Annotated in this window: 8 protein-coding genes, 1 tRNA gene, 1 other RNA gene and 2 pseudogenes; 7 read left to right on the top strand and 5 right to left on the bottom strand. The window is 71.3% G+C overall.

The window, feature by feature from the left end; translation table 11 throughout:
- Both AC2W7A_RS04870 and AC2W7A_RS04865 read left to right on the top strand, forming a co-directional pair.
- A pseudogene (locus AC2W7A_RS04870) lies at positions 1–193 on the top strand (DNA-binding protein); the annotation flags it as partial.
- Positions 194–239: 46 nt separating this feature from the next.
- Positions 240–1,205: a reverse transcriptase-like protein gene (locus tag AC2W7A_RS04865; protein WP_485990365.1), complete on the top strand. Its 966-nt coding sequence runs from the start codon at positions 240–242 to the stop codon at positions 1,203–1,205.
- Positions 1,206–1,223: 18 nt separating this feature from the next.
- Here the strand turns inward: AC2W7A_RS04865 and AC2W7A_RS04860 are convergent, their stop codons facing one another.
- Positions 1,224–2,030 (bottom strand): YaaA family protein, encoded by an 807-nt coding sequence (locus tag AC2W7A_RS04860; RefSeq protein ID WP_485990364.1) that lies wholly within the window; start codon positions 2,028–2,030, stop codon positions 1,224–1,226.
- An 89-nt stretch (positions 2,031–2,119) separates the two neighbouring features.
- Between AC2W7A_RS04860 and AC2W7A_RS04855 the strand changes: the two genes are divergently transcribed.
- Positions 2,120–2,452: a hypothetical protein gene (locus tag AC2W7A_RS04855; RefSeq protein ID WP_485990363.1), complete on the top strand. Its 333-nt coding sequence runs from the start codon at positions 2,120–2,122 to the stop codon at positions 2,450–2,452.
- 104 nt (positions 2,453–2,556) lie between these two features.
- On the opposite strand, the gene rnpB is transcribed toward AC2W7A_RS04855, so the two are convergent.
- Positions 2,557–2,943: RNase P RNA component class A (rnpB, locus tag AC2W7A_RS04850), an RNA gene on the bottom strand.
- Positions 2,944–3,196: 253 nt separating this feature from the next.
- Between rnpB and AC2W7A_RS04845 the strand changes: the two are divergent.
- A pseudogene (locus tag AC2W7A_RS04845) lies at positions 3,197–4,641 on the top strand (glyceraldehyde-3-phosphate dehydrogenase).
- A 170-nt stretch (positions 4,642–4,811) separates the two neighbouring features.
- Here the strand turns inward: AC2W7A_RS04845 and def are convergent.
- The 3 genes from def to orn all read right to left on the bottom strand — a co-directional run bounded on the left by def (position 4,812) and on the right by orn (position 6,368).
- Positions 4,812–5,429, bottom strand: a complete 618-nt coding sequence (def, locus tag AC2W7A_RS04840; protein WP_485990362.1) for a peptide deformylase — start codon at positions 5,427–5,429, stop codon at positions 4,812–4,814.
- Positions 5,430–5,518: 89 nt separating this feature from the next.
- Positions 5,519–5,594, bottom strand: a tRNA-His gene (locus tag AC2W7A_RS04835).
- Positions 5,595–5,732: 138 nt separating this feature from the next.
- Positions 5,733–6,368 (bottom strand): oligoribonuclease, encoded by a 636-nt coding sequence (gene orn / locus AC2W7A_RS04830; protein WP_485990361.1) that lies wholly within the window; start codon positions 6,366–6,368, stop codon positions 5,733–5,735.
- 164 nt (positions 6,369–6,532) lie between these two features.
- Between orn and mptB (AC2W7A_RS04825) the strand changes: the two genes are divergently transcribed.
- The 3 genes from mptB (AC2W7A_RS04825) to AC2W7A_RS04815 form a co-directional block, all read left to right on the top strand.
- On the top strand, positions 6,533–8,185 hold the full coding sequence (gene mptB / locus AC2W7A_RS04825) for a polyprenol phosphomannose-dependent alpha 1,6 mannosyltransferase MptB (RefSeq protein WP_485990360.1): 1,653 nt from the start codon (positions 6,533–6,535) through the stop codon (positions 8,183–8,185).
- A complete protein-coding gene (mptB, locus tag AC2W7A_RS04820; RefSeq protein WP_485990359.1) occupies positions 8,182–9,942 on the top strand; it encodes a polyprenol phosphomannose-dependent alpha 1,6 mannosyltransferase MptB in 1,761 nt (586 codons plus the stop codon). The genes mptB (AC2W7A_RS04825) and mptB (AC2W7A_RS04820) overlap by 4 nt, the downstream gene beginning before the upstream one ends.
- The coding region (locus AC2W7A_RS04815) for a glycosyltransferase family 87 protein (protein ID WP_485990358.1) at positions 9,939–11,268 on the top strand (1,330 nt) is incomplete at its 3' end. The genes mptB (AC2W7A_RS04820) and AC2W7A_RS04815, both read left to right, overlap by 4 nt.

The raw sequence follows: 11,268 nt of genomic DNA, 5'->3' as shown, positions 1-11,268 counted from the left end.
CGCGGCGATCGTGGCACGCTATGAGAAGGTGCGTGCCCGCAACGGCGGTGTCGGCGCCGGCCGCCTCGAGGGAGACCGGGCCAGCACGTCCGGCACGCCCCTGAGCCCTGCGGAGCTCGACCGCCTGCGCGCCCTGCCGGAGGACGCCCTGGGCGAGTGCCCGGAGACCGGCGCCCTGCTGGTGCGCGTCTGAGCCGTCGGCCTCCGTCCCCGTCGAACCCCGAGGAGTGACCCCTTCCGTGTCCGAACGTGTCCTGCAGGTCGAAGCCGACGGAGGCTCCCGCGGCAATCCCGGCGTCGCCGGCTACGGTGCCCTGGTCCGGGACCCCGCCACCGGTGACGTGCTCATGACCGAAGCCGGCCCGCTCGGCAAGGCCTCCAACAACGTGGCGGAGTACTCCGGACTGATCGCGGGTCTGAAGCTCGCCCGCCGGCTGGACCCGTCCGCCCGGGTGCACGTGAAGATGGACTCGAAGCTCGTCGTGGAGCAGATGTCCGGACGTTGGAAGATCAAGCACGAGGACATGCGCCGCCTCGCCTCCGAGGCCCGCGGACTCTACCCGGCCGGTCGCGTGGACTACGAGTGGATCCCGCGTGCGCAGAACAAGGACGCGGACCAGCTGTCCAACGAGGCCATGGACGCCGGTGCCGAGGGCGTCGACTGGGACGCCGGCGCCTCGAAGGTCGCCGTCACGGCGCCGGCGGAACCGGATCAGGAGCCCTCGGACGCCCGCGCCCGGGCCGGCGTCGAGACCGCCGAGTCCAGCCCGGAAGCCGAGGCCGTGGCGGACCCCGAGGCCGCGCTGCAGGGGCTGCCCGGCCGGCTGCACCACGTGGAGATCTGGGTGGCGGACCTGGACACGGCCGAGCGCAGCCTCGGCTGGATGCTCGAGCAGCTCGGCTACGAGTGCAACGGCCGCTGGCGGCACGGCCGCTCCTACCAGGGCGCGGGCGAGTACATCGTCCTCGAGTCCGGTGCGGACGTGGCCGGGGGAGGCCACGAGCGGCGCCGCCCGGGGCTGAACCACCTGGCGTTCATGGCCGGCACGCGGGCCCAGGTGGACGCCCTGACCGAGCTCGCCCTGGAACGCGGCTTCGCCCTGATGTTCGAGGACACCCACCCGTTCGCCGGCGGCAGGGGCCACTATGCGGCCTACCTGGAGACCGCGGACGGCTTCGAGGTGGAGCTGGTCGCCACCGCCTGAGGCGCCGGTGCCGGGCCCTCAGCGCTCCGGCAGGACCACCTGCAGGGAGCCGGCCTTCCTCGCGGTGGGCTCCACGAGCTCTACGGTCCAGTCGTGCGGGCCGTCGGGGCCGCCGGCCTTCTCGACGACGGCCACCGCCTTCTCGAGGGTCCGCACCTGGGCGGCCGGGGCCGCGAGCAGCTCTCGTGCCACCAGCCCCCGGGTGTGCTTGGCGAAGTGGGACACCACCGTGCGGCGGCCCGCCTTCATCTGGAACACGTCGACGGCCACGGTGCGCCCTGCCGGGGCCTTCCACTGGGCGGCGTAGCCGCCGGAACGGCAGTCCACGATCGGTCCGCCGGCCTCCTCGGCGAGCGCATCGAGGGCCGGGGTGAGGCGCCTCTTCCACCAGGTGCCCAGGCCAGGCATGTCCGGCAGCTTCGCGCCGATGGAGAGCCGGTAGGCGGGGATCGCGTCGCCGAGGGACGTGGCGCCGAACAGGGCGGAGAACACCAGGGCCCGGCTGCGCGCGCGGGTGCGAGCGGCGGCCGGCAGGGACCCGTAGTCGAGGGCGTCGAAGAGGACCCCGGTGTACACCCTGTGCGCCGCCGCGGCGGGGTTCTGCCGCATCGTGCGGTTCGCCGCGACCTCGTCCGCGAGGCTCGCACCGACGCCCAGCACCTCGAGGGCGTCCTCACGGCCGGAGACCTCGGCGAGGCGGTCGAGCATCTCGGCGCGGGCGGCCGTGACGTCCGGGTCGTCGGCCAGCAGGAGGCCGGACGGGTCCAGGGGGCGGCCGGAGGCGGGCGCGGTCTTGCCCTCGGAGGGCGGCAGGAGGATCAGCACGCCTTCCACCCTATCCACGCCGCGGGCGGCTACCGTGGTGACCGCCCGGTGTCCGCCGGGTCGGGAACCATCCGCAGGAGGAGACGGTGATGCAGTCGTCCGTCGTGCTGGCCATCGACGCCCTGGACGTGTTCGGTGTCCTCTATCCGTTGGCGTTCCTCGTGGTCATCGCCGCCGTCGTGATCGGGGTCCGGTCCTCCGGCACGCGCCGCACGAAGGAGCGCGCCGGCGAGGCCGAGCTGCGCGAGGGCACCTTCACCGGCGCCGAGCGGGTCACCCTCGCATGGCCGCGCAGCCGCCGGAGGCCGACCATGGCCGAGGTGCTGCGGATCGGGGAGATGTACGGATACCGCCTGGCGGACCGCGAGGACGCGGACGACGTCGTGGTCCTGCGCTTCGAGAGGGTGCACGAGGAGGACTGAGCCGGACCCGGACGCCGCCGATCCGCCCAGGCGGGGGCGGGCGGCCGTCGTCGGGAAGCCCCTGGTGTGACGCGCCTGGGGCACGGCCCACCGGTGCGGGGCGAGGGGACGGACCGGCTGTACGCCGGGTTCTGTTCTGCGCGTCGGTTGCCCTGGAACGCAGCGACGACCATCTGTCTAGGCCCGCCGTCGCCGACGGGCTCGAGCGGCCAACCCGGACGCTGGGGCGGGCAGCCCTCGTGACGCGTCCTGTTCGGCCTTGCACCGGATGGGGTTTACCGAGCCGGCCCCGTCACCGAGGCCGCTGGTGGTCTCTTACACCACCCTTTCACCCTTGCCGCCGCTGCGCGCAGCGGAGGCGGTCTTCTCTCTGTGGCACTGGCCTGCGGGTCGCCCCGAGTGGGTGTTGCCCACCATCCAGCCCTGTGGTGCCCGGACGTTCCTCACCCCGCACCGGACTCGGTGCGGGCCGCGGCCGTCCACCGGTCCGTCCCGGACGGAGAGTCTACCTGCGCACACCCGCCTCTACGGCCCGGTCGGTCTGCGGGGCGAGGGAGCGGCGGCCGGCACAGGCACTGCGGGGTTCCCGCGACCGGACATCCCGGGTGCCCCGTGTCACCTGCGTCTGCACTGCCCGCCGTCCCGGTCACCGGCGTAGAATGGCCACCGTACGCAGTCAACGACGACGCGGATCGGGTCCAAGCGCCCGCGCTTGCCCGCACCGGCATCCAAGGAAGGACCACCGTGGCAGACAACGCCTCGACCCAGACTCCCGAGTGGAACACCCAGGAGCAGCTCGCCGAGAAGATGGTGCCGCTGCTCGGCACGCTGTATCGCGAGAACAACGTGGTGACCAGCATCTACGGCCGCTCCCTCGTGCACCGCGGTGTCATCGACATCATCAAGGCCCACCGCTACGCCCGCCGCGTGGAGAACGAGCCGCTGTCCGTCGAGGCCACCTACCCGCTGGTCGAGGCCATGGCCGGCATGGACCTGGGTGCCGCGACCGTGGACCTGGCCAAGCTGGCCCGCAAGCACAAGGAGTCCGGCCAGGACCTGCAGGCGTTCCTCGACGCCGAGTTCGCGGACGTCAAGGGCAAGGCCGGCGAGGGCCTCGGCGAGACCCAGGACGTCGTGCTCTACGGCTTCGGCCGCATCGGCCGCCTCCTGGCCCGCATCCTCCTGTCCCACGCCGGCGGCGGCTCCAAGCTGCGCCTGCGCGCCATCGTGGTCCGCAAGAACTCGGACGACGACCTCGTCAAGCGCGCCTCCCTGCTGCGCCGCGACTCCATCCACGGCCCGTTCGACGGCACCATCGTGGTGGACGAGGACCGCAACGTCATCACCGCCAACGGCACCGAGATCCAGGTCATCTACTCGTCCGACCCGACCACGGTGGACTACACCGAGTACGGCATCAAGGACGCCCTGGTCATCGACAACACCGGCCGCTGGCGCGACGTCGAGGGCCTGACCCAGCACCTGCAGGCCACCGGCACCAAGAAGGTCCTGCTCACCGCCCCGGGCAAGGGCGACATGAAGAACATCGTGTTCGGCGTGAACTCGGACAGCATCGAGGACTCGGACACCATCGTGTCCGCCGCCTCCTGCACCACCAACGGCATCACCCCGGTGCTGAAGGTCGTCAACGACGAGTACGGCATCCAGTACGGCCACGTCGAGACGTGCACGCGTTCACCAACGACCAGAACCTCACCGACAACTTCCACAAGGGCGCCCGCCGCGGCCGCGCCGCCGGCCTGAACATGGTGATCACCGAGACCGGTGCCGCCAAGGCCGTGGCCAAGGCCCTCCCGGAGCTGCAGGGCAAGCTGTCCGGCAACGCGATCCGCGTCCCCACCCCGGACGTGTCCATGGCCATCATCAACCTGGCCCTGGACAAGCCCACCACGGTGGAAGAGCTGAACGCCCGCCTGCAGCGCGAGTCCCTCACCGGTGAGCTGCGCGGCCAGGTCGGCTACGTGGACTCCCCGGAGGTCGTGTCCACCGACTTCGTCGGCTCGGACCGCGCCGGCGTGGTGGACGGCCTCGCCACCCTCGTGAACAACGAGGGCAGGAACGCCATCCTCTACGTCTGGTACGACAACGAGTACGGCTACTCGCACCAGGTCGTCCGCGTCGTCGAGAAGATGGCCGGCCAGGACGTCCCGGCCTTCCCGAAGGCCTGACGCCTGAGCGCCTGAACGGCTGAGACGAAGGCCCCGCCCGGAGGAATCCGGGCGGGGCCTTCTCGTCGTCGGAGGTTCCGAGGCGCCGCACCGCGCCGGCGGTGTAGGCGGGAGCGGCAGGGGAGCGGCCGTCGTCGGGGTGGGGGTGTGCCGTCACGACGACGGACGGCTCAGTCCGCCTGGCCGGTCGCCTCGTCCTCGTCGAGCTCGTCATGGCCGAAGGGGTCACGGTCCTCGCCCGGCATCCAGGTGACGCCGGGGACGTTCATCCGCTCGGCGCGCTGGGTGCGCTTCCACTTCCGGGCCCACCGGCCCTCGAGCCGGTTGACGTAGAGGGTGCCGTTGAGGTGGTCGTACTCGTGCTGCATGATGCGCGCGAACCAGCCGTGGGCCTCGAAGTCGATCTGCTCGCCGTCCACGTCCTGGCCGGTGAGGCGCACATGGTCGGAGCGCTTGAGCGGGTAGGCCAGCCCCGGCACGGACAGGCAGCCCTCGGAGTCCTCGTGCCAGTCGGGCTCCTCCTGCGGCGCCTTGGACAGGTAGGTCAGGACCGGGTTGATCACGTGGCCCACGTTCGGGGCCACCCCCGTGTCATGGAAGGTCCACGTGAAGATGCGCAGCCCGACGCCGACCTGCGGGGCGGCCAGGCCCACGCCGCGGGCCGCGTCCTGGGTGACGTACATGTCCTCGACCAGCGTGCGGATCTCGTCGTCGATGACCTCGACCTCGGCGGCACGGGTGTGCAGGACGGGCTCGCCGTAGACGGTGATGGGGCGGATCGAGGCCATGCGGGGACTCCTTCGGCTCGTGGTGGCTGCCGTCTCCGGGTGAGACGAAGAAGGGCCCGGAACCGTGATGGTTCCGGGCCCTTTCGGTGTGGGGTGAGCGACGGGGATTGAACCCGCGACCTTCTGGACCACAACCAGACGCTCTGCCGACTGAGCTACGCCCACCATGCCTCTCCGAGCGGTGGAGCGCTCGAAGCAGCGGGTTCAACTATACACGGGCCGGGCCGTGGTCATGACCATCCTCGGGGTGACCCCCCTCACGTGGGAATGTGGGGCGGGTGCGGCGACGGCCGTCGTGCCAGGTCAGGGCCGTGCCGCGGACTCGGCGACCTCGCGTGAGATCCGCCGGGCGTCCTCCGTGGACGGGCCGGGTGCGGGGGCCATGACCGCACGGCGGTAGTAGCGGAGCTCCTGGATGGAGTCCCGGATGTCGCCGAGCGCGCGGTGGCCACCGGTCTTGGCCGGCGCCTGGAAGTAGGCGCGGGGATACCAGCGGCGGGCGAGCTCCTTGACGGTGGAGACGTCCACGATCCGGTAGTGGAGGTGCTCGACGACCTCGGGCATGTAGGCCTTCAGGAACAGCCTGTCCTGGCCGACGGAGTTGCCGGCCAGGAGCGCCTTGCGAGGCTCCGGGACGCGGGCGGTGATGTACTCCAGCACCCGGGCCGCGGCGTCCTGGAGCGACAGCCCGGAGTCGAACTCGCGGATCAGCCCGGAGGTCGTGTGCATGTCCCGCACGAACGGGTCCATCTGTGCGAGGGCCTCCTCGGAGGGGCGGATCACGAAGTCGATCCCCTCGTCCAGGATGTTGAGCTCGGAGTCCGTGATGAGCACGGCGACCTCCACGAGGTCGTCGGCCACCGGATCCAGGCCGGTCATCTCGCAGTCGATCCAGACCAGCGGGGCATGGGCATCGGCGTTCTTCGTCGTCTCGGTCACGGCGACCAGCCTACTCGCGCCGTCGACGGGCACGGTCGGGCACCCGGACCCAGCAGGGTCACGATGGTAGATTCGGGACCCGAAGACGCCCGACCCGGACACCGTGGGAACGGGACCCACGAGAGTGCCGCCGCCCTGGGCGCCCCCGGAGGAGGAGCCGCCGCATGAATGTGCTGACCCCGCCCTCACGCGGCTCGTCCACGCCCGAGTACGTGGGCATCGGAGGACTCCGCGTCGACCCCAAGGCCGGCGGCTGGACGGCGTTGCCGCTCATCGTCGGCACGTTCGGCTCGCTGCTGCTGGTGCTGGGGTCCTTCTCCGTCGGGTGGCTCGCCTCCACCTCGCCGATCAACAGATGGCAGTGGCTCATCCCGTACCGCACGCAGGAGGGCGGGGTGATGCTCGGCACCGTCCTGCTCACCCTGGGCTGCTGGGTGATGTTCTGGGCCTGGCTGCGGCTGGGGCAGGTGATCCGTCCGTTCGGCGCCGGCGCGCTGCGGACCGTAAACCTCGCCACCGTCCTCTGGTGCCTGCCCCAGCTGCTGGCGCTGCCCATCTTCAGCCGGGACATCTTCGCCTATGTGGGCCAGGGGCGTCTGATGGTCGCCGGGCAGGACCCGTACGTGGACGGCATCTCCTCGCTGTCCAACTGGTTCCAGCTCGGCACGGACACAGCGTGGGCCAACGACGGCACACCCTATGGGCCGGTGTTCCTGTGGATCGAGGAGGCGGCGGTCGCCGCCACCGGGCCGGAGAACCCGGACCTGGCGATCTTCCTGTTCCGTCTCGCGGCGGTCGCCGGCGTGGTGCTGACGATGGTCTTCGTCCCGCTGCTCTGCCGGGAGCTGCACGTCAACGGCGCCTGGGCCCAGTGGATCACGGCCGCGAACCCGCTGTTCACCATCTCCTTCGTGGCCTCGGGGCACAACGACGCCCTGATGGTGGGGCTCGCCCTGGCCGGAACCTACTGTGCCCTGCGAGCCGGACGCCCGCGGCCGGCGGAGGGGCCGGTCGCCTCCGTCGCCTGGGGACTGGCCGCGGTGGTCCTCACCACGCTCTCGATCGGCATCAAGCCGATCACCATGGTGCTGCTGCCGTTCATCGCCCTGCTCTGGGCCGGGCCGGCGGCCGGGTGGATCCGGCGTTTCGTGCTGTGGGGGGTCACCGCCGCCCTCTCTTTCGGCCTCATGTACGCGGTGGGCCGTCTCAACGGGTTCGGCTTCGGCTGGCTGGAGGTCATGCTCGGCACCGGCACAGGCACGGTGCCCTGGTCGCCGATCGGCATCCTCAACAACTTCACCCAGAGTGTCTTCGGTCTCTTCGGATGGGACACCTCGGAGGTGGAGGAGACCTACAAGCGGGTGGGGCGGATCATCTCGGTGGTCATCGTGCTGATCCTCATGTTCGTGGGCCGGCAGGACCGGGTCCTGCCTCGGATGACCTGGGCCTTCACCGCGCTCGTGGTGCTGTCTCCGATCATCCAGCCGTGGTATCTGCTGTGGCTGCTGCCGTTCTTCGCCGTGATCGGCCTGCGGGACAACTGGCAGATCAAGTGGGTCGTCTTCACGGTGGGCTACTTCCTGGCCTTCGGCGCCTCCGACCAGCTGTTCACCTGGCAGTTCCTGGACATCGCCACGGAGGTCGAACACCTGTCCCTGCTGGTGTCCGCGATCTGCCTGGGCTGGATCCTGGTCATCGACAGGAAGACCTCGCGCTTCGTCAAGGACAACTGGCACGTGCGACCGGCCCTGGCCGCCCTCGTGGGCAGACGGAACACCACCACCCACGCCGTCCGGCGTGCCGATGAGGACCGATGACCCCGGAGAGGTCGTCGCCTGCGTCGGTCCCGGCCGCCGGTCCGGACGCCCGGCTTCTCCGCCTGCGCGCGCGGGTGGCCCGGCTGCCCGGCATCGGCTGGCTCCTCCCGTCCCATGATCGGGACCCCTACTCCGCGCTGCGCCAGGGCACCCTGGCCTCCCTGCTGGTCGTGGTCGGCTCGCTCGGGGTGGGCTGGATGCCGTCCGTCCCCGAGGCGTTCCTCTCGCGTCTGAGGCTGTTCCAGCTGGTGCGGCTGGACCTGCCGGCCGCACTCGCCTTCGCGCTGCTGCTCGCCGTGGGCTGCCTGCTGCTGGTGCGGTCCTGGCTGCGTCTGGGCCAGCAGGTCTCGGGGCGCTGGTCGACACACGGTGTGGCAGTGCGCAGGGCGGTCTGGTGGTGGACCGCACCGATGCTCGTCTGCGTTCCGATCTTCTCCCGCGACGTCTTCTCCTACCTGCAGCAGGGCCGCATGGTCGCCGCCGGCCTGGACCCGTACACGGACGGGGTGTCCCAGCTGCCCGGCTGGTTCATGTACGGCGCCGACTCCATCTGGGCGGAGTCACCGAGCCCCTACGGGCCGCTGTTCCTCGGCCTCGCGGAGGGGATCTGGCGGGTCAGCGGGGGAGTGCCGGACATCGCGGTGCTCCTGTTCCGCACGATCGCCGTGGCCGGTCTCGGCCTGTGTCTGTGGGCGGTGCCCCGGCTCGCCGCGGCGGCGGGCCGAGACCCGGACTGGGCGGTCTGGCTCGTGGTGGCGAACCCGCTGTTCCTGCTCTACATGATCGCCGGCGTCCACAACGACGCCCTGATGATCGGCCTGCTGCTGGCCGGCTTCGTCCTGCTGGTCCGGGAGCCCCGCCGTCGGCACGCCGCCCTGGCCGGACTGCTGCTGATCGCCCTGTCCGTGGCCATCAAGCCGCTGACCGCACTGGCCCTGCCCTTCGCCGCCCTGCTGCTGCCCACGGGATGGCGGCCCTTCCGCAGCGGCGAGGGGCTGTCCCGTCGCCGCCGGGTCGGCCCCTGGCTCACCACGGGCCTGCTGACGCTGGCCGTACTGGGCCTGATCGGCGCGGCCACCGGACTGGGTTTCGGCTGGGTGCACGCGATGCTCACCAGCGGCGACGCGGCGTTCCCCTACGCGCCGTTCGGGCTGCTCGGACTGGGCTTCGGCGCCCTCGTGGACGTGGCCGCGGACATCCCCGCCCGGGTGGCCGCGGGGTGGTTCTACACCGCAGGCACCCTCGCGGCCCTCGGATACACGGCCTGGTGCGCGCTGCGGCGACGTCCGGCGGACCCGGTGGCCACCGCCGCGGCCGTGCTGCTCGTCGCCATCGTGCTGGCACCCATCGTGCAGCCCTGGTACCTGCTGTGGGTCCTGCCCCTGGCAGCGTGCTCCCTGCCGGGCCGGGGGAACCACCCGCGCTGGCTGGGATGGGTGAGCATCGCGGCGGTCCTCGCCCTGACCGTGGTGGGTGTGGTGGACCAGCTCGCCGTGTCGCAATGGGTGCCGCTGCTCGTGGTCCGGATCTGCACGGCCGTCGCCTGCCTCACGATGACCGCCTGGATCGTGCTGGCGGACCCGCACACGAGCAGGCTCTTCCCGTCCCGCGGCCGTGCGGCCGAGCAGATCGAGCCGGCGCCGGTGCCTCCCGCGGCGCATCGTGCCGACAACGCCGTCCCGCTGACGCCCGCGATAGCCTCGAGGCGGGCCCGGACCGGTCCCGCCTCCCGTCCCCTTCCCAGGAGTCCTCAGTGAGCCATTCCGTCCCCGGACAGACCGCGCCGCGGTCGAAGTGGATCGCCGTGCTGGTCGGCCTCACCCTGATCTGCGCCGTGGCAGCCTTCCTGTCCAAGCAGTGGTGCCGCCTGCACGGCTGGGGCGTGCCGGACGTGCACCTGCACATGTGCTACTCCGACTTCGCCCAGCTGTACCCCACGCGCGGTCTGGCCGACGGCTACTTCCCCTTCTACACCCCGCTGCCGGAGGAGAAGTGGATGGAGTACCCCGCCCTGCTGGCGGTGGTGGCCGGTGTGACGAGCTGGCTGGTCCCGGGCGGCGGGTCCGTCGAAGAGCGCACGGTCGCGTACTTCGACGTCAACGCGGTCGGCGTGGTCCTGTGCTGGATCGTCGTCGTGGTCGCCACGGCCTTCACCGCGCGGCACCGTTCGAAGGACGCCCTGCTGGTCGCCCTGGCTCCGGGGATCGTTCTCACCTCCATGCTCAACTGGGACCTGTGGGCGGTCATGCTGGCCGCCCTGGCCCTGTGGACGTGGTCCCAGGGCCGCACGGTCCTCTCCGGCGTCCTCCTCGGTCTCGGCGCCGCCATGAAGCTGTATCCGCTGTTCTTCCTCGGCGCCATCCTCGTCCTGGCGATCCGCACCCTGAGGCTGGGAAGGTTCTTCACCGTGCTCGGGGTCGCCGTGGTCACGTGGCTCGCGGTGAACGTGCCGTTCATGCTCACGGCCTTCGACCAGTGGTCCCGCTTCTACACGTTCTCCGGCGACCGCCCGGTGTCCTTCTCCTCCATGTGGCTCGCGTTCGGGTGGACCGGCTGGTCCGGCGAGACCTTCTCCCTGGTCTCCAACGGCCTGTTCGCGCTCTGCTGCGCCGGCGTGGCCTACCTCGGCCTGTCCAGCCGCCACCGCCCGCGGATGGCGCAGCTGTGCCTGCTGATCGTGGCCGCGTTTCTGCTGCTCGGCAAGGTGTACTCGCCGCAGTTCGTGATGTGGCTGATCCCGCTCGTGGTGCTCGCCAGCCCGCGCTGGAGGACGTTCTGGATCTGGCAGGCGATCGAGGTCTACCACTGGGGCGGCGTCTGGATGGAGTCGGCCCGCATCACCTCCTCCGGCACGTTCGGCCAGGACGCGCTGTGGATCCCGCTGTGGTACGGCTCCGGGATCGTGCTGCACATGGCGGCGGTGATCTGGATCTGCGTGACCGTGGTCAAGGACATCCTGGATCCCGAACGCGACCCGGTGCGCGCCGGCCTCGCCCCGGACTCCGGCGACGGCCGCTACGCCGACCCGGGCGACGGCGTCTTCGCCGCAGACCCGGACCGTTTCCTGCTCCCCGCCGCCGGCC

The sequence above is a fragment of the Micrococcus sp. LASM2_SD2 genome (genome assembly GCF_057364565.1).
The sequence above is the reverse complement of the archived record's forward strand: the minus strand, read 5'-3'. Positions and strand labels throughout refer to the sequence as shown.